Consider the following 20,447-nt stretch of genomic DNA (forward strand, 5'->3'; position numbering starts at 1 on the left):
GGCCAGCGTGGCACGCACAGTGACGTCCGGCCCCGGTCCGGTCCGCAGGGCGGGGACCGCTGTCGCGCGTGCCACGCAGCGTACGTCGGGCGCCGTGGTGCGCCGCGTCCGGCGTCACACACATGCCGGAGGCGCGGGCGAGTCGGGTCTGGCGAAGCTGATCGAGTTGCACGCGGTGAACAGCGCGGGCGACATGCTGATCACGGTCGCGCTCGCCAGCACGATCTTTTTCTCGGTGCCGACGGGCGAGGCCCGCGGACGGGTCGCCCTGTACCTGCTGGTGACGATGGCGCCGTTCGCCCTGCTGGCGCCGGTGATCGGCCCGCTGCTGGACCGGGTGCCGCACGGGCGGCGCGCGGCGATGGCGGTGTCGATGCTCGTACGGGCGATCCTCGCCTGGACGATGGCGAGCGTGGTGGCGACGGCGGGGCTGGAGCTGTACCCGGCCGCGCTGGGGGTGCTGGTCGCCTCGAAGGCGTACGGGGTGGTGCGCAGCGCGGTCGTGCCGCGTCTGCTGCCGGCCCGGACGACGCTGGTGAAGGCGAACTCGCGGGTGACGCTGGCGGGGCTGCTGGCCACGGCCGCCGCCGCGCCCATCGGCGGTCTGCTGCATCTGCTGGGGCCGGGCGCGCCGCTGTACGGGGCCTTCGTGGTCTTCGCCTGCGGCACGCTGCTGTCCTTCTCGCTCCCCCACAAGGTCGATTCCGCCAAGGGCGAGGCGCGCGCGGAGCTCACGGCGGGCGCGGCGGCCAGGGCCGGCGGGCCCTCCTTGGAGAAGGAGGGCCGGCGGCCGGGCAGGGGGCGGCGGCCGGGCCTGGGCAGCGTCGGCGGTCCCGTGCTGCACGCCCTGCAGGCGAACGCGGCGCTGCGCGCGCTGTCCGGCTTCCTGACGCTCTTCCTCGCGTTCCTGCTGCGCGACCACCCGCTGGGCGGCCTGTCCGGCCCGGTCTCGCTGGGGGTCGCCGCCGTCTGCGCGGGCGTGGGCAACGCCTTCGGCACGGCGCTGGGCTCGTGGCTGCGGGACCGCGGCCCGGAGCGGATGATCATGTTCGCGCTGATCGGCGCGCTGACGGCGACGTGCGTGGCGGCGGCCCGGTACGGGGTGCTGACGATCGCGCTGGTCGCGGCGGCGGCCGGGGTCGCCCAGGCGCTGAGCAAGCTCTCCCTGGACGCGATGATCCAGCGCGACGTGCCCGAGGAGGTGCGCACCTCGGCCTTCGCCCGGTCCGAGACCGCCCTGCAGCTGGCGTGGGTGATCGGCGGTGCCATCGGCATCGTGCTCCCCCTCAACGGCACCCTCGGGATGTCCGTGGCCGCCTGCCTGGTCGCGGTCGGCTTCTCCTTCTCCGTCCGCGGCCTGGTCTCCGCCTCGCGCGGCCGGGCGACGCGCCCCCGGACGGTGTAAAGGGCCCGGCGTTTTCCCGCGGCGGCCGCGTGCCGCGGCAGACCGGGCGGCAGCGGGGCGGGGGAAACCCGAGGTGGCGGGGACACGAGGCGACCCCCGCGCAGCGCGGACGCGGCCGCCCGGTAGCCTCACCCCCATGAGCATTCGCCGCCGTGCCGCCGCCCTCGGTGCCGTGTCCCTCGGGCTTCTCGCCCTTTCCGCCTGCGAGAAGCCGACGCCCCTGGCGACCGTCACCGTCGGCGGCGATACCGTGACCACCGAGGCAACCGCCGACTGTTACGCCGATGGTGACAAGCTGACGGAGAAGGTCTTCCTGGCCTGCCTGAACGGCACGCCGAAGAAGACGCTCACGGTGCACGCCGGTGACAAGGTGCGGGTCGGTGTCGACCCGGCGATCGGCGAGAAGGGCTGGATCGTCGCGAGCGGCACCTCCGGCAAGTCCGGGCTGCTGAAGGACGTGACCTACCGGTCCTTCGACGCGGAGACGCTGTTCTCGGACGCCCAGACCGGGCAGACCGCCGACCAGATCACGCTGAACGTCATCGAGACCGCCGGCACCCAGCAGTACCTGGGCGTCTGGCAGTTCAAGCTGAAGATGGCGGACTGACCGGCGCGCCGCGGATGACTCCCCGCCTTCTGGTCGTCACCGCCGTAGCGGCGGAACGGGACGCGGTCGTACGCGCCCTCGGCAGCCGTCCCTCCGAGCACCCGCTGCCCGGCCGGCGGATGGCCCTGCGCACCCCGTTGGCCACGGTGCTGGCCGCGGGCGTGGGTCCGGCGGCCGCTGCCGCCGGCACGGCCGCGGCGCTGGCCAGCGCCCCGTACGACCTGGTGGTCTCGGCCGGCATCGCCGGCGGGTTCGAGCCCGTCGCGCGGATCGGTTCGACCCTGGTCGCCGACTCGATCGTGGCGGCCGACCTCGGCGCCGAGGCACCGGAGGGCTTCATCCCGGTCGCGGAACTGGGGTACGGCACCTCCGTCCACCAGCCGCCGCCGGAACTGTCGCGGCGCGTCGCGGAGGCGCTCGGCGCCGAGTACGGGCCGCTGCTGACCGTCTCCACCGTGACCGGTTCCGCCGAACGGGCCGCCGAGCTGACCAAGCGACACCCCGGCGCGGTGGGCGAGGCCATGGAGGGCTTCGGGGTCGCCGAGGCGGCCATGGCGCACCGGGTGCCGGTGCTGGAGATCCGCACCGTCGCCAATCCGGTCGGGCCGCGCGACCGCGCGTCCTGGCGGGTGCCCGACGCGCTCGACGCGCTGACGGAGGCGTTCACGCTCCTCCGGAAGCAGCCGGACCTGCTGGACGTTGGAGAACCGACATGAGTGAACCCGCCGCGCTGCGCATCGCCTATTCGCCCTGCCCCAACGACACGTTCGTCTTCCACGCCCTCGCGCACGGCCTCGTGCCGGACGCGCCGGCCGTGGACGTGACGTTCGCGGACATCGACATCACCAACGGCATGGCCGAGCGCGGCGAACTCGACGTGCTCAAGGTGTCCTACGCCGTGCTGCCGTACGTCCTCGACGAGTACACGCTGCTGCCCGGCGGCGGCGCGCTCGGCCGGGGCTGCGGCCCGCTGGTGCTGACCGCGGAGGAGGGCTCCGGCAAGGGCGCCGACCTCAGCGGGCGCACGGTCGCGGTGCCGAGCGAGCGCTCGACGGCGTACCTGCTCTTCCGGCTCTGGGCCGCGGCCGAAGTGCCGGGCGGCGTGGGCGAGATCGTCGTCCTGCCGTTCCACGAGATCATGCCGGCGGTGCGCGACGGCCGGGTGGACGCGGGCCTGGTCATCCACGAGGCGCGCTTCACCTATCAGGACTACGGCCTGCACAAGCTCGCCGACATGGGTGAGCACTGGGAGCAGACCACCGGCCTGCCGATCCCGCTGGGCGCGATCATCGCCAAGCGCTCGCTGGGCGGGGACCGGCTGCGCGAACTCGCCGACGCGGTGCACACCTCCGTGCACATGGCCTGGGACGACCCGGACGCCTCCCGCTCCTACGTCATGGAGCACGCGCAGGAGATGGACCCGAAGGTGGCGGACCAGCACATCGGGCTCTACGTCAACGAGTTCACCTCGGCCCTCGGCGAGGACGGCTACGCGGCGATCCGCGGCCTGCTCACCCGGGCGGCGGCCGAGGGACTGGTACCGCCCCTCGGCCCCGGCGCGCTGGACTTCTGACGCCCGCTGCCGGTCGGCCGGACGGCCGTCCGGCCCGGCGCTCCGGTCAGACGTCGAGCTGGTCGGCGACGACCCTCAGCACGGACGCGATCTTGTGGCCGTGCTCCTTGTCCGGGTACCGGCCGCGCTGCAGCGAGCGGGCGACGTCCTCCAGCAGGGTCGTGAGGTCCTGGACGATCGGGGCCAGTTCGTCCGGCTTGCGGCGCTGGGCGGCGGCCACGGAGGGCGCGGGGTCGAGCAGGACCACCGAGAGGGCCTGGTCGCCACGCTGTCCGGCGACCACCCCGAACTCCACGCGCTGGCCGGGCTTGAGCACGGCGACCCCGTCCGGCAGCACGGAGGAGTGGACGAAGACGTCACCGCCGTCGTCGCGGGAGAGGAAGCCGAAGCCCTTCTCGCTGTTGAACCACTTCACCTTGCCGGTAGGCACGTCCGACCTCGTCCTCGCTGTAGAAGGAAAAAAGCACTTGGATAGCAAGACAGCGGGTCCCTTCGCAGACCCGCTGCCCCAAGGCTAATGGCCCCGGGGCGTGTGACAAGACGTCGTCGGCTTCTCTCCCCGGTGGTCGTCATCCGGCCGGTGCGCTGCGTCTTCCTCCCGCGATCTACCCTGGTGCGGTGAGTAACGAAACCCGGAAACCGGGCGATGTGCTGGTGCGGGTCGGCGGCGTGGTCTTCGCCGTCGGGGCGCTGGCCACACTCGCCACCGTGGCACCTCTCCTGCTCGGCTCGGACCCGCTGCCGACCGCCGCCTACCTGGTGTCCATGCTGATGGGCGTGGGCTTCGCCCTGGCGCTGGCCGGACTGCTGCGGTCGGCCCGCGCCCAGAGCCGTCAGGCCACGACGCCCGGGACGTAGCCGGCGAACCAGGCGGGGAACTCCGTCAGATCGGCCAGGACGACGTCCGCGCCGGCGGCGCGCAGTTCGTCCGCGCCGACCGGCCCGGTGGGGACGGCCACGGACAGCGCACCCGCCGTACGGGCTCCCATGACGTCGCCGACGTGGTCACCGACGTAGACGGTCGCCCCGTACTCGGTGAGGGCCTCGGCCTTCGCCTCGGCCCACAGTGAGCCGCGCACCGCGTCGACGGCGATGCCGAGGTGGTCCAGGTGCAGCCGGGCGTTCGGCTCGTGCTTCGCGGTGACCACGACGACCCGCCCGCCGCCCGCCCGCACGGCGGCCACGGCCTCCCGGGCGCCGGGCAGGGCGGGGGTGAGCCCGATGGCGTACTCGGGGTACAGCGCGCGGTAGCGGTCGGCCACCGCCGGGACGTCCTCGGCGGGGAACCAGTGGGCCAGCTCCAGCTCCAGCGGCGGCCCGAGGCGGGTGACGGCGAGCGCGGAGTCGATGGCGACACCGGTCTCCCCGGAGAGGCGGTCGAAGGCGGCCTGGATGCCGGGGCGGGAGTCGATCAGGGTCATGTCGAGGTCGAAGCCGACGGTTATGGGCATAGCAGCCACCCTAACCAGCGGCTACCGGCCGGAACGGGTCGCCCGGTGGCCCCGCCACAGCAGGAACAGCGCCGAGGCCACGGCGGCGACCCGCACCACGACGGGGAACACCTCGCCGATCGCGTCCCTCATGTGCCCCTGCGCGATCGGCTCGCCCCAGCGGCCGGCGGACCGCCCCCACAGCCACACGAGGGCCCCCGCCGCCACCGCCCCCGGCAGGCCCAGTGCGGCGAACCGGGCCGCGCGGCGGGACAGCCGGCGCGAGGAGTACGCGATCGCCCACCCGGCGAGCAGCGCGATCCAGGAACCGAGGACCGCCCCGGCGAGCAGCAGCAGCGCGGCCACCGTCTCCAGTACGGCCGACGGCCGCCACGCCCGCCTCCGCGGCGCCCCGGCCCGGTCGGACTCCGCCGGTTCCTCCCCCTCCTGCTCCTCCTGCTCCTGGTCCTGGTCGTCCTCCGGCTCGCGTTCGGGCTCGGGGGGTGTCATCGGGATCGTCACCCCGCCCGTCATCCCGGGCAGCCCCGCCAGTTCGTCCCCCGGCACCACCGGCCGCAACGCCGGCTGCCGCGCCTCCGCCAGCCGCCACCAGTCCGGCTCCGCGGCGGGGCGGGGCTCCGACGACCGCTGCGGCTGCGGCTGCGGTTCCGGCTTCGACGGGTCACGGCGCTGGTGCGGCAGCGCGGCGGCGTCCCGTACCACCTCGTCCGGCGGCCCGAGCCGCTTCAGGATCCGCCGCACCGCCGCGGAACTGTCGCTCCGCCCGCGTTCCCGGTCGATGTCCTCCCGCAGCCGCGCCACCAGTTCCGCCCGGCGGTTCGCGGGCAGCGCCGTCTGCGCCAGGTCCCCCACCCTGCTCAGGTAATCCAGCACCAACCGGTCGCCCTCCGCACCCATGCCCCCGAAACTACCGCCTCGCCCTCCAACACCCGCCCTGGTCTGCCGTTTTCACCCCCCGCCGCGCGCAGCGGACTCCCTGGAGGCGCGCGGAGGGGATATGGACCGCGTCAGGGAGGGCCGCCGGGACGGGCTGGGGGATTACGCACGGGGGCGGCGCGGCTAATGTGGGTGAGATGACCACCGATGGGCCCGCGGCAGCGCCGCGCACGCTGGCGGAGGATCTCCGCGCCCGGGGCGACGGGGCGTTGTCCGCGCTGCTCCGGGCGCGTCCGGACCTGCTGAGTCCCGTGCCGAACGACCTGTCGCAGCTGGCGACCCGCGCCGGGACACGGGCATCGGTGGTGCGGGCGCTGGAGCGCCTGGACCGCTTCACCCTCCAGGTGGCGGAGGCGCTCGCGATCGCACCGGACGGCGCGCCGCTCGAAACGCTGCTGTCGCTGATGGGACCGGAAGCGGCCGACGCGCTGCCGGGGGCGCTGGAGACGCTGCGGACCCAGGCGCTGCTGTGGAGCGGGGACGACCGGCTGCGCCTGGTGCGGACCGCACGGGACATCCTGGCGCCCGCCGCGGGGAGCCTTTCGCCGACCGGGCTGGGCCCGAGCGTGGCGGAGGCGACGTCGGGGATGTCGCCGGGGCGCCTGCAGCAGATCCTGGGGACCGCCGGGCTGCCGCCGACCCACGACCCGGTGAGCGCGGTGGACGCGCTGACCGCGCTGTTCGCGGACCGGCCGCGGATGACGGCGCTGCTGGCGGCCGCGCCGGCGGAGGCCGTCGCGGTGCTGGGCAGGCTGACGTGGGGTCCGCCGTACGGCGAGGTCGCGGACGTCGGCACCCCGCCCGCGCCCGTGCGGTGGCTGCTGGAACGGGGGCTGTTGCTGCCGGCCGGTGCCCGCAATGTCGTCCTCCCCCGCGAGGTTGCCCTGCATCTGCGGGACGGGCGTGCGCACCGCACGCCCGAACCGGTGCCGCCGGCGGTGGAACCGCGGGCGCACGATCCACAGGCTGTGGACGCGACCGCCGCCGGCCAGGCGTTCACCGCCATCCGCACGGTCGAGGAACTGGTCAAGCAGTGGGAGACCGGCGGCCCGCAGATGCTGCGCGCGGGCGGGCTGAGCGTGCGCGACCTGAAGCGGGTGGCGACCGCCCTGGACGCGACGGAGCCGGGCGCCGCGTTCTGGCTGGAACTCGCCTACGCCGCGGGCCTGATCGCCGCGGACGGCGAGCTGGACGAGGCGTACGCGCCCACGCCCGAGTACGACGAGTGGCTGCTGCTGCCGGCCGAGCTGCGCTGGGCCGCGCTCGTGACGGCCTGGCTGACGGCCACCCGCACCTCCGGCGTGGTGGGCACCCGGGACGCCAAGGGCCGTGCCCTGGCCGCGCTCGGCCCCGACCTGGACCGCTCGCTCGCGCCCGAGATCCGCCGCCAGGTGCTGGACTTCCTCGCCGCGCTGCCGGCCGGCGCCTCCGCCACGCCCGACGCCCTGCTGGCGCGACAGCGCTGGGAGCGTCCGCTGCGCGGCGGCACGTCGATGGACGGGCTGCGCGCCGACCTCGTGCGGTGGACGGCCTCGGAGGCCGAGCTGCTGGGAGTGACGGGGCGCGGCGCGCTGGCGGCCCACGGCCGGGCGCTGCTGTCCGCGGTCGGCGACCGGGCCGCGCGGGCCGCCGCGCTGCTGCGGCCGCTGCTGCCCGAGCCGCTGGACCACGTACTGCTGCAGGCCGACCTGACCGCCGTCGCGCCGGGCCCGCTGCAGCCGCACCTGGCGGAGACGCTGCACGTGCTGGCCGACATCGAGTCCAAGGGCGGCGCGACCGTCTACCGCTTCACGCCCGAATCCGTACGGCGCGCCCTGGACGCCGGGCGCACGGCGGCCGAGCTGCACGCCTTCCTGGCGGCGCACTCGCGCACCCCCGTGCCGCAGCCGCTCAGCTACCTCGTCGACGACGTGGCCCGCCGCCACGGGCGGCTGCGGGTGGGCGCGGCCTCGGCGTACCTGCGCTGCGACGACGACGCGCTGCTCAGCGAGGTGCTGGCGGACCGCCGGGCCGCGGGCCTCGGGCTGCGCCGCCTCGCGCCGACCGTGCTGGCCGCCCAGGCCGATCCGGCCACCCTGCTGGAACGCCTGCGGGCGATGGGGCTGGCCCCGGCCGCGGAGTCCGCCGAGGGGGACGTGCTGATCACCCGCGCCGACGCCCGCAGGACGCCGCCGCGGAGCGCCCCCGTCCCCGTGACCGACGGCCCTCCGGTCCCGGACGGCACGCTGCTCACGGCCGCGGTGAAGGCGATCAGGGCCGGCGACCGCGCCTCCACGGCCGTGCGCCGGGAGAGCGTGCCGCGCCCCGCCGCGGGCGGCGACCGCGGACTGCCCCGCACGGCCGCGGCGGAGACCCTGGCCACGATGCAGGCCGCGGTGCTCACCGGCGAATCCGTCTGGATCGGCTACGTCAACGCGGACGGCGCGGCCAGCCAGCGCGTCATCGGCCCCCTCCGCGTCGAGGGCGGCTTCGTCACCGCCTACGACCACACCGCGGACGAGGTCCGCACGTTCGCCCTGCACCGCATCACGGGCGTCTCCGAACTCGCCGACGACTTGGCGTAGCCCTGCCGGGCCCGGCCCGTGGCCCGCGGGTGGCGCCGCGCCGCAGCACTGCGGTCCCCGCACCCGCTGCACGCCCGTCCCCCGGCACGGCCGGCGCCGCAGTGCGCAGGGACGGGACGTTCGCCGCGACCCGACGGCGGCACCCGCACGCCGCCCGCAGGCGGCTCCGTGAGCCCGTGCCACCACCGGCCGCTCTCGGCCGCGCCACAGCCGGCCCCGCACTCCGCAGGACGGGACGCTCACCCAGCCGCGCTTGCGCCGCCGCCACCCCACCATGGGGCCGTGCGCACCGCACGCGGCACCCGGCGCCCCCGACCGCCCGCGCACCGCCGCACGTCGCACGCCGCACGCCGCACGCCGCAACCCGTTGTCCCCGATCACCGGCGCCCCCGCGGCGCACACGCCCGGCGGCGGCCCGGCGCAGCCGCCGCACGCCGCGGGCCCGTGACCCACCCCACCCGAACACGCCCAGCACGGCCGGCCCCCGCAGTCCGCCGGACAGGACGCCCGCCGCGACCCCGCGCACCCGCGCCGGCGAACCGCGGTCGGGGCGGCCGGAGGCCGCCGGGGCATGGAAAACGGGGACGGGAGCGTTAAGGCGGGGCGATGAGGGACCATGGGTAGTTCAGCCCGGCACCGGTCCCGGCCCCGGCCCGCCCCTATGCGGAGGTTTGTGTGTCCTGTCTGATCGTCCAGAGCGACAAGACCCTGCTCCTGGAGGTCGACCACGAGCTGGCCGACGAGTGCCGCCGGGCCATCGCCCCGTTCGCCGAGCTGGAGCGTGCGCCGGAGCACATCCACACCTACCGCCTGACGCCGCTCGGCCTGTGGAACGCTCGGGCCGCCGGGCACGACGCGGAGCAGGTGGTGGACGCGCTGGTGAAGTTCTCGCGCTACCCCGTGCCGCACGCGCTGCTCGTGGACATCGCCGAGACCATGGACCGCTACGGCCGGCTGACGCTGAGCAAGCACCCCGCGCACGGCCTGGTGCTGTCCTCCACGGACCGGCCGGTGCTGGAGGAGATCCTGCGCTCGAAGAAGGTGGCCCCTCTGGTGGGCGCCCGGATCGACCCGGACACCGTGGTCGTGCACCCCTCCGAGCGCGGCCAGATCAAGCAGGTGCTGCTGAAGCTGGGCTGGCCGGCCGAGGACCTGGCCGGGTACGTGGACGGCGAGGCGCACCCGATCGACCTGGCGGAGAACGGCTGGGCGCTGCGCCCGTACCAGAAGCAGGCCGTCGAGGGCTTCTGGCACGGCGGCTCGGGCGTGGTCGTGCTGCCCTGCGGCGCCGGGAAGACGCTGGTCGGGGCGGGCGCGATGGCCGAGGCGAAGGCCACGACGCTGATCCTGGTGACGAACACCGTCTCGGCCCGGCAGTGGAAGCACGAGCTGGTGAAGCGGACCTCGCTGACCGAGGAGGAGATCGGCGAGTACAGCGGCACCCGCAAGGAGATCCGCCCGGTCACCATCGCGACGTACCAGGTGCTGACGACCCGGCGGAAGGGCGTCTACCCGCACCTGGAGCTCTTCGACTCGCGGGACTGGGGCCTGATCGTCTACGACGAGGTGCACCTGCTGCCCGCGCCGGTCTTCAAGTTCACCGCCGATCTGCAGGCCCGCCGCCGGCTCGGTCTGACCGCGACGCTGGTGCGCGAGGACGGCCGGGAGTCGGACGTCTTCTCGCTGATCGGCCCCAAGCGCTTCGACGCGCCGTGGAAGGAGATCGAGGCGCAGGGCTACATCGCGCCCGCGGACTGCGTGGAGGTGCGGGTCAACCTCACCGACTCCGAGCGCCTGGCGTACGCCACCGCCGAGGCCGAGGAGAAGTACCGCTACTGCGCCACCACCGCGACGAAGCGCAAGGTCACCGAGGCGCTGGTGGCCAAGCACCAGGGCGAGCAGACGCTGGTCATCGGGCAGTACATCGACCAGCTGGACGAGCTGGGCGAGCACCTGAACGCCCCGGTCATCAAGGGCGAGACGACCAACACGCAGCGCGAGAAGCTCTTCGAGGCCTTCCGGCAGGGCGAGATCTCGGTGCTGGTGGTCTCGAAGGTCGCCAACTTCTCCATCGACCTGCCGGAGGCGACGGTCGCCATCCAGGTCTCGGGCACCTTCGGCTCCCGCCAGGAGGAGGCGCAGCGCCTCGGCCGTGTGCTGCGGCCGAAGGCGGACGGTCACGAGGCCCGCTTCTACTCGGTGGTCGCGCGCGACACCATCGACCAGGACTTCGCGGCCCACCGGCAGCGCTTCCTGGCCGAGCAGGGGTACGCGTACCGCATCGTGGACGCGGACGAGCTGCTCTGACGGACGCCGGTCAGTAGCGCGTGCCGTCGGGGCCGAGCAGGACGATGCGGACCGCGCTCGTCACGTAGACCTTGGCGGCACGCAGCGCGTTGCCGAGCAGGTAGCGCGGCGGGCGGTGCGCCGCGTCCGCCGTCAGGGCGGTGCTGCCCCGGACGCGGGATGTGCGGGCTCGTGCCATGCCCCCAATGTACGCACAAGTGATGCTTTGGGGAGAGCTGTGCCCCGGTGCGGCGGGAAATCCACTCGCGCCCTCCGTCCCGGCGGCGTAAGATCCCTCCTCTTGCCGCCCGCCCCTCTGGGGACGGTGCCGCCGGCCGGACGGAAACCGGCCGGGTCGTGGTGTTACTCGCATTCGTATCAGGACAGCGCCCCGCCCCCGCGCCCCCGCGCGCGCCGGTCCGGGGCCCGCTGAGCCATGCCCTACGTGCCGCCGGAGGCAACCCGTGCCCGGGGAACAATCCCTCACGACCGACAATCCGCTCGACCGCGAACGCGCGCACCTCGCCGCGTCCCGCACCGCCCTGCGTGCCATGCGCGCCGATGTCGAGGCACTCGACATCAAGGACGTCACCGCCAACTGGGTGAACGCCGAGGTGCTCCAGGCGGAGATCGACGCGCGCATCAAGGCCCTCGCGGACCTCGCCCACACCCCGCTCTTCTTCGGCCGTCTCGACTACCTGGACGGCACCAAGGACGACGCAGCGGACGAGGACGGCGAGGAGGCCGAGCACCGCTTCTACATCGGCCGCCGCCATGTCCACGACGCCGACGGCGACCCGATGGTCATCGACTGGCGGGCGCCGGTCTCCCAGCCCTTCTACCGCGCCTCGCGCAAGGACCCGCAGGACGTCGCGCTGCGCCGCCGCTTCGGCTACACCGCCGGCGACCTGACCGCGTACGAGGACGAGCACCTCACCGACCCCAGCGAGGCGCAGACCTCCAGCAAACTGCTCCAGCAGGAGATCGAGCGGCCCCGCGTCGGACCGATGCGGGACATCGTCGCCACGATCCAGCCGGAGCAGGACGAGATCGTCCGCGCCGGGATCGGCGGCACGGTCTGCGTGCAGGGCGCGCCCGGCACCGGGAAGACCGCCGTCGGCCTGCACCGGGTGGCGTACCTGCTGTACGCGCACCGCGAACGGCTGGCCCGCACGGGCACGCTCGTCATCGGCCCGAACGCGTCCTTCCTGCACTACATCGAGCAGGTGCTGCCCGCGCTCGGCGAGCTCAGCGTCAAGCAGGCCACCGTCGACGACCTGGTCGCGCACGTCCCCGTCAGGGGCACCGACGGCGCGGCCGCCGCCGGGGTGAAGGGCGACGCGCGCATGGCGGAGGTGCTGCGCCGCGCGGTCCGCTCGGGCATCCGGATGCCCACCGAGCCCGTCGTCGTGGTGCGCGGCTCGCGGCGCTGGCGGGTCCCCGCCTACGCGCTGGAGGAGCTGGTCCGTGAGCTGATGGACCGCGACATCCGCTACGGCGCCGCCCGCGAGGCCCTGCCGCAGCGGATCGCGCACGCCGTGCTGGTGCAGATGGAGGCGGCCGGCGAGGCGCCGGACGACCGCGTGCAGGACGCGGTGGCCCGCAACGCGGCGGTCAAGGCGGCCGTGAAGGAGGTCTGGCCGCCGGTGGACCCGGCGAAGACCGTGCTGCGGCTGCTGTCCGAGCCGGAGTTCCTGGCGCGGTGCGCGGAGGGCCTGCTCACGGAGGAGGAGCAGAAGGAGATCCTCTGGGAGAAGCCGGCGCGGGGTGTCGCCTCCGCGAAGTGGTCGGCGGCCGACACCGTGCTGATCGACGAGGCCAACGACCTGGTGCAGCGCACCGGTTCGCTCGGCCACGTCGTCATTGACGAGGCCCAGGACCTGTCCCCCATGCAGTACCGGGCGGTCGGGCGGCGCTGCTCCACCGGTTCCGCCACGGTCCTGGGCGATCTGGCGCAGGGCACGACGCCCTGGGCCACCGCCACCTGGGAGGAGGCACTGACGCACCTCGGCAAACCGGGCTCCCAGGTCGAGGAGCTGACCCAGGGCTTCCGCGTGCCGCTGGAGGTCATCGCCTACGCCTCCCGGCTGCTGCCCGCCATCGCGCCCGGGCTGACCGAGGCCACGTCCGTCCGCGACAACCCCGGCGCCTTCTCCGTCACGGAGGTGCCCGTGGAAGCGCTGACCGGCACCGTGGTCACCGCCTGCCGCGAGGCCCTGGAACGCGAGGGGTCCACGGGCCTCATCGCCGCGGACGCCCGGATCCCGGTGCTGGCCGAGGCGCTGGCGGCGGCCGGACTGCCGTACCTGTCCCCCGGTGAGGAGACCACCCCGGACGTCCGGCTCACCCTCGTCCCGGCCTCCCTGGCCAAGGGCCTGGAGTACGACTACGTCGTCCTCGACGAGCCCGCCGCCGTCGTCGACGGCGAGCCCGACGAGCGCACGGGCCTGCGCCGCCTGTACGTCTCCCTCACCCGGGCCGTCTCCGGCCTCGCCGTCCTGCACTCCGCGCCGCTGCCGGAGGCGCTGCGGTAGATCCGAGCGGCGCTACCGCGAAGACGCCGCCGCGAGGAGGGCCGCCCGCAGGTGGCCGTCCGCGTCCGTCAGGAGGCGGGCGGCCGTCGCCGCGTCGACCCCGGCGAGCAGGACGAGGACGGCGTGCTTCACCTCGCCGCCGGTGGCGGTGAGGGCCGCCTCGATCTCGTCGTCGGGGGCGCCGGTGGCCTGGGCCACGATGCTGCGGGACCGGGCGCGCAGCTTCTCGTTGGAGGCCCGGACGTCGACCATCAGGTTCCCGTAGGTCTTGCCCAGCCTGATCATCGTGATGGTCGAGAGCATGTTGAGGACGAGTTTCTGGGCGGTGCCCGCCTTGAGCCGGGTGGAGCCGGTGAGGAACTCCGGGCCCGTGACGACCTCGATGCCGTGCTCGGCGGCGGCGGCGAGCGGGGAGCCGGCGTTGCAGGACAGGCCGATCGTCAGGGCGCCACGGGTGCGGGCGTGCTCGACGGCGCCGATGGCGTAGGGGGTGCGGCCGGAGGCGGAGACGCCGACGACCGCGTCGTCCGGGCCGAGGCCGAACGCGTCGAGGTCGGCGGCGGCCGTCTCACGGCTGTCCTCGGCGCCCTCGACGGCGTCGGAGATCGCGCGCGGGCCGCCCGCGATGAGCCCGGTGACCTGGCCGGGCGTGGTGTTGAAGGTCGGCGGGCACTCGCTGGCGTCCAGCACGCCGAGACGTCCGGCGGTGCCCGCGCCCGCGTACACGAGGCGGCCGCCGCGGGCCATCCGGGCGGCGATGCCGTCGATCGCGGCGGCGATGGCGGGGAGCTGGGCGGCGACGGCGGCCGGGACGGTGCCGTCCTCGGTGTTCATCAGGCGGGCGATGTCGAGGGTCGCGAGCCGGTCGATGTCGGCGAGGTCGGGGCGGAAGGCCTCGGTGGTCAACCGGTCGAGTTCGCGGCGGAGCTCGGCGTGCGTCATGACGGGTGGTTCCTTCGGGGGCTGTGGCGATGGGCCAGGGCTTCGTACGAGGCGGCCAGGGCCGGTCCCGCGGTGTCGTAGGTGCGTTGTGCGACGCCGATGAACAGGCAGTCCACGACCAGCAGTTGACTGGTGCGGCTGGACATCGCGGCCGGGCGGAACTCGCTCTCCCGGCCGCTGGAGGTGAGGAGCACGTGATCGGCGTACTGGCTGGCCGTGCCGTCGGCGCGACCGGTGATCGCGATCGTGGTGGCGCCCCGGTCGAAGGCGGCACGCAGCGGTTCGACGACGTCGTGGGTGTGCCCGGAGTGCGTGACGGCCACGGCCACGTCGCCCTGCCGGAGCTGCACGGCGTTGGTGACGGCGAGGTGGGGGTCGCTGAGGGCGTGCGCGATGAGGCCGATCCGCAGCAGCTTCTGCACCAGGTCCTGGGCGACCAGGCTGGAGGCCCCTATCCCGTAGACGTCGATGCGGCGGGCGGCGGCCAGCGCGCCGACCGCGGCCTCCAGCTGGGACACGTCCAGTTGCGCGGCGGTGTCGGCGAGGCAGCGCTGCTCGTCCTCCGCGAGCTTGGCCACGACGTCGGAGAGCGGGTCGCCGACGGCGATGTCCGGCGTGACGGCGGGCCGGCCGCCGGCCTCCTCGCGGGCGGCGAAGGCGGCCAGGGCGAGGCGCAGATCGCGGTAGCCGGGGTAGCCGAGCAGCCGTGCCGTGCGGACGACGGTGGCCTCGCTGGTCCCGGTGCGGACGGCCAGCGCGGTGACGGTGAGCCGGGAGCAGCCCGCCGGGTCGGCGGCGACGGCCTCCGCGACGCGCTGCATCGAGCGGGTCATGGAGGGGGCCAGGGTCCGGACCTTGGCGGCCAGTCCCCCGGTGTTGAAGGTTTCTTTCATCTTCTCGGCCACACTGTGAAAGCTATTTTCAGGACCGGACGGCGTCAAGGACGTCCGGGCGGCCTCTGGGCGACAATAAGGGGCATGGATTCCGACGTCCCCGGCTCCGCCGGCGCCCCCGGCGCCTCCGGTGCCCCCGCCGAACTGGAAGCCGCGCTGCACAGTGCCCGCGCGCTCATCCTCGCCGACCTCACCGCCACCGATGTGACCGACGCCGGGATCGTCTCCCTCGTCGAGGACACCGTCGCGCAGCGCCGGTGGTGGGTGGAGCAGTGGCCGGACGGTGCCGCGTTCGTCGCGGGCCTGGTCGCGCAGGACGTCAAGGACGCCCTGCTGGAACGGATGGGCCGGTGGCCGCTGTGCCCGCGCTGCGCGGACCCGCACGCCCTGGACGTCGAGCCCGAGCTGGGGCCCGACCCGCACTGGGTCTGCGAATCGCTGGGCGAGGCCGTGGCCCCGGTCGGCTCGCTGGCCGCAGCGCTGGGCGGGGCCCGCTGACCGTGACCCTCTACATCGACCCGCCGACCTGGGCGGGGCACGACAGGCTGTGGTCGCACCTGGTCAGCGACGTGTCCTACGAGGAGCTGCACGCGTTCGCCGAGGCGATCGGATCGCCGCGGCGGGCGTTCGACGGGGACCACTACGACGTACCCAGCGAGCGGTACGCGTCCGCGGTGGCCGCGGGGGCGGTCGAGGTCGGCAGCAAGGAGTTGCTGCGCAGGCTGACGGAGGCGGGGCTGCGCAAGCCCAAGCGGCGGCGTCCTTCGGACGCGGGTGCGTAGGTTCTTTTGCGTGCGGGTTCGTCGGGGCTGGCCGCGCAGTTCCCCGCGCCCCTGGAGGGGCCCGATGTTGCGGGCCCCGTGCCGGTGCGTCGGTTCCCCGCGTCGCCGAGGGGGCGGGGGGTCAGGCGTTGACGTAGGCGGCGAGGTGGGTTGCGGTGAGGGTGGTGCGGGCGGCGACGAGGTCGGCGGGGGTGCCCTCGAAGACGATGCGGCCGCCGTCGTGGCCGGCGCCCGGGCCGAGGTCGATGATCCAGTCGGCGTGCGCCATGACCGCCTGATGGTGCTCGACCACGATGACCGACTTGCCGGAGTCGACGAGCCGGTCGAGCAGACCGAGCAGTTGCTCGACGTCGGCGAGGTGCAGGCCGGCGGTCGGCTCGTCGAGGATGTAGACGCCGCCCTTGTCGGCCATGTGCGTGGCCAGCTTGAGGCGCTGGCGCTCACCGCCGGACAGCGTGGTGAGCGGCTGGCCGAGGCTGAGGTAGCCGAGGCCGACGTCGGTGAGCCGCCCGAGGATGGCGTGCGCGGCCGGGATGCGGGCGTCGCCCGCGCCGAAGAACTCCTCCGCCTCGGTCACCGACATCGCGAGCACCTCGCTGATGTCGCGGCCGCCGAGGTGGTACTCCAGCACCGCCGCCTGGAACCGCTTGCCCTCGCACTCCTCACAGGTCGTGGCGACGCCCGCCATCATCGCGAGGTCGGTGTAGATGACTCCGGCGCCGTTGCAGACCGGGCAGGCGCCCTCGGAGTTGGCGCTGAACAGCGCCGGCTTCACGCCGTTGGCCTTGGCGAACGCCTTGCGGATCGGTTCGAGCAGCCCGGTGTACGTCGCCGGGTTGCTGCGCCGCGAGCCGCGGATCGCGCCCTGGTCGACCGAGACGACCCCCTCACCCGGCGGGATCGACCCGTGCACGAGCGAGCTCTTGCCGGAGCCGGCGACGCCGGTGACCACGGCCAGCACGCCGAGCGGGATGTCGACGTCGACGCCCTGCAGGTTGTGGGCCGTCGCGCCGCGGATCGCCAGCGTGCCGGTGGGCTTGCGCACGCTCCCCTTGAGCCTGGCCCGGTCGTCGAAGTGCCGGCCGGTGACCGTGCCGGCCGTCCGCAGCCCGTCGACCGTGCCCTCGAAGCAGACGGTGCCGCCCGCCGTGCCGGCGCCGGGGCCGAGGTCGACGACGTGGTCGGCGATCGCGATCACCTCGGGCTTGTGCTCCACGACGAGGACGGTGTTGCCCTTGTCCCGCAGCCGCAGCAGCAGGCCGTTCATGCGCTGGATGTCGTGCGGGTGCAGGCCGACGGTGGGCTCGTCGAAGACGTACGTGACGTCGGTGAGCGAGGAGCCGAGGTGGCGGATCATCTTGACGCGCTGCGCCTCGCCGCCCGACAGCGTGCCCGAGGGCCGGTCCAGCGAGAGGTAGCCGAGACCGATCTCGGCGAACGAGTCGAAGGTGTCCACCAGGGCCGCGAGCAGGGGCGCGACGGACGGTTCGTCCAGTGCCCTGACCCACTCGGCGAGGTCGCTGACCTGCATCGCGCAGGCGTCGGCGATGCTGATACCGGCGATCTTCGAGGACCGGGCCGACTCGCTCAGCCGGGTGCCGTCGCACTCGGGGCAGACGGTGAACGTCATCGCCCGCTCCACGAACGCCCGGACGTGCGGCTGCAGCGCGTCGACGTCCTTGGAGAGCATCGACTTCTGGATCTTCGGGATCAGCCCCTCGTACGTCAGGTTGATCCCCTCGACCTTGATCTTGGTCGGCTCCTTGTGGAGGAGGTCGTGGAGCTCCTTCTTGGTGTACTTGCGGATCGGCTTGTCCGGGTCGAAGAAGCCGCTGCCCTTGAAGATCCGGCCGTACCAGCCGTCCATGCTGTAGCCGGGGACGGTGAGCGCGCCCTCGCTGAGCGACTTGCTGTCGTCGTAGAGCTGGGTCAGGTCGATGTCGGTGACCGTGCCGCAGCCCTCGCAGCGCGGGCACATGCCGCCGAGGCGGTTGAAGGTCGCCTTCACCGTCTTCTTGGCGCCGCGCTCGACGGTGATCGCACCGCTGGCGCGGACCGAGGCGACGTTGAAGGAGAACGCGTTGGGCGAGCCGATGTGCGGCTGCCCGAGCCGGCTGAAGAGGATCCGCAGCATCGCGTTGGCGTCGGTGGCGGTGCCGACCGTGGAGCGGGGGTCGGCGCCCAGCCGCTGCTGGTCGACGATGATCGCGGTCGTCAGCCCTTCGAGGACGTCGACCTCGGGCCGGGCCAGCGTCGGCATGAAGCCCTGCACGAACGAGCTGTAGGTCTCGTTGATCAGGCGCTGCGACTCCGCGGCGACCGTGCCGAAGACCAGCGAGCTCTTGCCCGAGCCGGAGACGCCGGTGAACACCGTCAGCCGGCGCTTCGGGATCTCGACGCTGACGTCCTTGAGGTTGTTCACACGCGCGCCGAGCACGCGGATCAGATCATGGCTGTCGGCACCGTGCGGCGCGGCCGACCGCGAGTCCGTCCTCGTGTCCGTGCTCATCGTGTCTCTCCCTCTGGTCCTCGGGTCGGGTGTCCCACCGGCATCGAACAGTACGTCGGGCCGCCCTGTCCCCGCTTCCGGCCGGCGGCCGTCGCTCAGTGGTCCTGGAGCAGCCCGAGGACGTTGCCGTCGGGGTCGGTGAAGGTGGCCACCAGGCGGCCGCCGCCCACGTCGTGCACCGGCTCCTTCACGGTGCCGCCCGCGGCCGCCACCTCGGCGAGCTTCGCCTCGATGTCCGCCACGTGCCAGTAGGTCACCGGCGAGGTCATGCCCTGCGGCCCGCCGTTCGGCACCAGGCCGATGTGCTGGCCCTCGGCCTCGAAACCGACGTAGTACTCGCCGTCGTGCTGCGGCGCCATGCCGAGCAGGGCGGCGTACACCTCCTTGGCCTTCGTGAGGTCGGAGACGGGGTGCAGCACGGTCTTGATGCCCTGGGTGGAAGATCCGCTCATGGTGGGTCACTCCTGAGGTGGTGGTCCTGCCGGGGCGGCGGCGGTGTCGCCGTCGCTCTGCAAGCCACGCTAGCCGCGACCCGGCGGCCGGGGCTTCTCGAATCCTGACCGGTCCGCCGCCGCGCCGCTCAGAGCGGGTCGCCCGCGAGGCGCCCGGCGGGGAGCGTGCGTCCGCACAGCGCGGACGCCAGGTCGCCGGCCCCGCCGCTCAGGGCGGGGCCGGAGCCGTACGACCAGTCCAGGTCGGTGGCCCGCAGCGCGCGGCCCTCGATCGCCACGCCGAAGTGGGCGTGGCCGCCGCCGTACGTCAGATCGTTCAGGACGGCGGTGACGGCCGGCTCCGCGGCGGTGGGATCCGCGCCGAGCGGCACGGTGATGTCGAGGCCGTGGATCACCACATGGTTGAGGGCGCCGCGGACCCCGCCTCCCGGCGGGGTCCAGTGGTGCATGACCTGCGAGCGCAGCCCGGCGACGAGCACGTCCTCCGGCAGCGCGGCGTCACGGGCGGCGACTGCGTCGGACAGCCGGGTGAAGTCGTAGTCGCAGGCGCGCAGTTCGGCCATGAACTCGTCCTCCGTGTAGCGCGCCGCCATGGTCATGTGGGCGACGACCTCGCGCACCCGCCAGCCCTCGCAGAGCGAGGGGGTGTCCCACTGCTCCTTGCCCGCTCCGCCCGCTCCGTCGAGGAGGTCGGCGAGGGAGAGGTACGCGGCGGTGACGGCGGAGCGCAGTGCGGTGTCATCGGTCATGGCGGTTCTGCCTTCCGGTGGGTGCGGTGAACGGCACGTCTCAAGGGGCAGACCGGTCCCGCGGCGCGGAGTCATCGGCGGAGAGCAGGAGTTCCAGTTCGGTGGTGAGGTTGCGGCGGGCGGTGTCCTCCCACCGCTCGTAGCCGATGGTGGTGCGGAACAGCCGCGGCAGCGCGAGGAGCTGGCGCAGCACACCGGCGCGTCCGGCCCGGAAGGCGTCGTCGGGGACGAAGCCGTACTCGTCGCGGACGGCGGCGGCGTAGGCGGCGTACGCGACGGGGTCGCCGGCCAGGACCGCGAGGTCGGCGTCGCACAGCACCTGGCCGTTGCGGTCGCCGTCGCCGGGGTGGTGGGTGACGGTGAGCCGGACGAGGCGCACGACCTCGGCGGTGATGGTGTCGGGGACGCCCGCCTCGGGGAGCGCGCGTTCGGCGAGGCGGGCGCTGCGCTCCTCGTTCTCCGAGCGGTCGGGGCGGTAGACGGCGTCGTGGAACCATGCGGCGAGCAGCACCGCGTCGATGTCCTCGGCGTACTCGGCCAGGGAGTCGACGTGGACGAGCACCGCGGCCAGGTGGTCGGTGGTGTGGTAGCGGCGCTGTGGTTCGGCCCAGCGGGCGAGCAGGTCCTCGCCGTAGGGCCTCGGGTCGACGGACTCGGTCTGGCAGCGGCGCAGCAGCGCGCTCCAGTGCGTCAGCAGCTCGGGATCGGTGGCGGCCATCCGGCCATTGTGGAGTACGGGGGTCGCGGGCCGGCGGAGGCATGTG

General features: G+C 74.1%; 20 protein-coding genes. 10 read left to right on the forward strand and 10 right to left on the reverse strand.

Annotation, left to right across the window (positions count from 1 at the left end; genetic code table 11):
• The first annotated feature begins 7 nt into the window (after positions 1-7).
• The 4 genes from ACFYXS_RS17755 to ACFYXS_RS17770 all read left to right on the forward strand — a co-directional run bounded on the left by ACFYXS_RS17755 (position 8) and on the right by ACFYXS_RS17770 (position 3,585).
• Positions 8-1,405 (forward strand): MFS transporter, encoded by a 1,398-nt coding sequence (locus ACFYXS_RS17755; RefSeq protein WP_389249001.1) that lies wholly within the window; start codon positions 8-10, stop codon positions 1,403-1,405.
• 136 nt (positions 1,406-1,541) lie between these two features.
• Positions 1,542-2,012 (forward strand): hypothetical protein, encoded by a 471-nt coding sequence (locus ACFYXS_RS17760; protein WP_389249003.1) that lies wholly within the window; start codon positions 1,542-1,544, stop codon positions 2,010-2,012.
• Between the two features lie 14 nt (positions 2,013-2,026).
• Positions 2,027-2,728 carry a futalosine hydrolase gene (locus tag ACFYXS_RS17765; protein ID WP_389249005.1) on the forward strand — a complete coding sequence of 234 codons (702 nt, stop codon included), beginning with the start codon at positions 2,027-2,029 and terminating at the stop codon, positions 2,726-2,728.
• Entirely contained in the window at positions 2,725-3,585 is an 861-nt protein-coding gene (locus ACFYXS_RS17770; RefSeq protein WP_389249007.1) for a 1,4-dihydroxy-6-naphthoate synthase, read from the forward strand. The genes ACFYXS_RS17765 and ACFYXS_RS17770 overlap by 4 nt, the downstream gene beginning before the upstream one ends.
• 46 nt (positions 3,586-3,631) lie before the next feature.
• Here ACFYXS_RS17770 and ACFYXS_RS17775 read toward each other — a convergent pair whose 3' ends face one another.
• Entirely contained in the window at positions 3,632-4,015 is a 384-nt protein-coding gene (locus ACFYXS_RS17775; protein ID WP_319662974.1) for a cold-shock protein, read from the reverse strand.
• A gap of 188 nt (positions 4,016-4,203) precedes the next feature.
• On the opposite strand from ACFYXS_RS17775, the gene ACFYXS_RS17780 reads away from it, so the two are divergent.
• Positions 4,204-4,443, forward strand: a complete 240-nt coding sequence (locus ACFYXS_RS17780; RefSeq protein WP_389249009.1) for a hypothetical protein — start codon at positions 4,204-4,206, stop codon at positions 4,441-4,443.
• On the opposite strand, the gene ACFYXS_RS17785 is transcribed toward ACFYXS_RS17780, so the two are convergent.
• Together ACFYXS_RS17785 and ACFYXS_RS17790 are read right to left on the reverse strand one after the other, a co-directional pair.
• The gene (locus tag ACFYXS_RS17785) at positions 4,419-5,036 is read right to left on the reverse strand and encodes an HAD family hydrolase (RefSeq protein WP_389249011.1); all 618 of its coding nucleotides are present in this window, start codon (positions 5,034-5,036) and stop codon (positions 4,419-4,421) included. The genes ACFYXS_RS17780 and ACFYXS_RS17785 overlap by 25 nt on opposite strands.
• Positions 5,037-5,057: 21 nt before the next feature.
• Positions 5,058-5,933 (reverse strand): HAAS signaling domain-containing protein, encoded by an 876-nt coding sequence (locus tag ACFYXS_RS17790; protein WP_389249013.1) that lies wholly within the window; start codon positions 5,931-5,933, stop codon positions 5,058-5,060.
• A 176-nt stretch (positions 5,934-6,109) separates the two neighbouring features.
• On the opposite strand from ACFYXS_RS17790, the gene ACFYXS_RS17795 reads away from it, so the two are divergent.
• Both ACFYXS_RS17795 and ACFYXS_RS17800 read left to right on the forward strand, forming a co-directional pair.
• On the forward strand, positions 6,110-8,536 hold the full coding sequence (locus tag ACFYXS_RS17795; RefSeq protein ID WP_389249015.1) for a helicase-associated domain-containing protein: 2,427 nt from the start codon (positions 6,110-6,112) through the stop codon (positions 8,534-8,536).
• A gap of 675 nt (positions 8,537-9,211) precedes the next feature.
• Positions 9,212-10,843, forward strand: coding sequence for a DNA repair helicase XPB (locus tag ACFYXS_RS17800; RefSeq protein ID WP_389249017.1), 1,632 nt, complete (start codon positions 9,212-9,214; stop codon positions 10,841-10,843).
• Positions 10,844-10,853: 10 nt separating this feature from the next.
• Here the strand turns inward: ACFYXS_RS17800 and ACFYXS_RS17805 are convergent, their stop codons facing one another.
• Positions 10,854-11,021, reverse strand: a complete 168-nt coding sequence (locus ACFYXS_RS17805) for a hypothetical protein (protein ID WP_389249019.1) — start codon at positions 11,019-11,021, stop codon at positions 10,854-10,856.
• A gap of 265 nt (positions 11,022-11,286) precedes the next feature.
• Between ACFYXS_RS17805 and ACFYXS_RS17810 the strand changes: the two genes are divergently transcribed.
• Entirely contained in the window at positions 11,287-13,356 is a 2,070-nt protein-coding gene (locus ACFYXS_RS17810; protein WP_389249021.1) for a HelD family protein, read from the forward strand.
• A gap of 12 nt (positions 13,357-13,368) precedes the next feature.
• Here the strand turns inward: ACFYXS_RS17810 and murQ are convergent, their stop codons facing one another.
• Positions 13,369-14,298, reverse strand: coding sequence for an N-acetylmuramic acid 6-phosphate etherase (gene murQ / locus ACFYXS_RS17815; protein ID WP_389249023.1), 930 nt, complete (start codon positions 14,296-14,298; stop codon positions 13,369-13,371).
• Complete coding sequence (locus ACFYXS_RS17820) at positions 14,295-15,191, reverse strand: MurR/RpiR family transcriptional regulator (RefSeq protein WP_389249861.1); 897 nt, start codon at positions 15,189-15,191, stop codon at positions 14,295-14,297. The genes murQ and ACFYXS_RS17820 overlap by 4 nt, the downstream gene beginning before the upstream one ends.
• Positions 15,192-15,275: 84 nt before the next feature.
• Between ACFYXS_RS17820 and ACFYXS_RS17825 the strand changes: the two genes are divergently transcribed.
• Together ACFYXS_RS17825 and ACFYXS_RS17830 are read left to right on the forward strand one after the other, a co-directional pair.
• Entirely contained in the window at positions 15,276-15,689 is a 414-nt protein-coding gene (locus ACFYXS_RS17825; protein WP_389249025.1) for a hypothetical protein, read from the forward strand.
• 2 nt (positions 15,690-15,691) lie between these two features.
• A complete protein-coding gene (locus tag ACFYXS_RS17830) occupies positions 15,692-15,973 on the forward strand; it encodes a DUF4031 domain-containing protein (RefSeq protein WP_389249027.1) in 282 nt (93 codons plus the stop codon).
• Between the two features lie 121 nt (positions 15,974-16,094).
• Here ACFYXS_RS17830 and ACFYXS_RS17835 read toward each other — a convergent pair whose 3' ends face one another.
• The 4 genes from ACFYXS_RS17835 to ACFYXS_RS17850 form a co-directional block, all read right to left on the reverse strand.
• Positions 16,095-18,482, reverse strand: coding sequence for an ATP-binding cassette domain-containing protein (locus tag ACFYXS_RS17835; protein ID WP_389249029.1), 2,388 nt, complete (start codon positions 18,480-18,482; stop codon positions 16,095-16,097).
• A 95-nt stretch (positions 18,483-18,577) separates the two neighbouring features.
• Complete coding sequence (locus ACFYXS_RS17840; protein WP_389249031.1) at positions 18,578-18,934, reverse strand: VOC family protein; 357 nt, start codon at positions 18,932-18,934, stop codon at positions 18,578-18,580.
• Positions 18,935-19,062: 128 nt separating this feature from the next.
• The gene (locus ACFYXS_RS17845; RefSeq protein WP_389249033.1) at positions 19,063-19,683 is read right to left on the reverse strand and encodes a maleylpyruvate isomerase family mycothiol-dependent enzyme; all 621 of its coding nucleotides are present in this window, start codon (positions 19,681-19,683) and stop codon (positions 19,063-19,065) included.
• 40 nt (positions 19,684-19,723) lie between these two features.
• Positions 19,724-20,401: a hypothetical protein gene (locus ACFYXS_RS17850; protein WP_319662959.1), complete on the reverse strand. Its 678-nt coding sequence runs from the start codon at positions 20,399-20,401 to the stop codon at positions 19,724-19,726.
• Positions 20,402-20,447 lie beyond the last annotated feature (46 nt).

The sequence above is a fragment of the Streptomyces sp. NPDC002574 genome (assembly GCF_042889545.1).
Classification (GTDB): domain Bacteria; phylum Actinomycetota; class Actinomycetes; order Streptomycetales; family Streptomycetaceae; genus Actinacidiphila.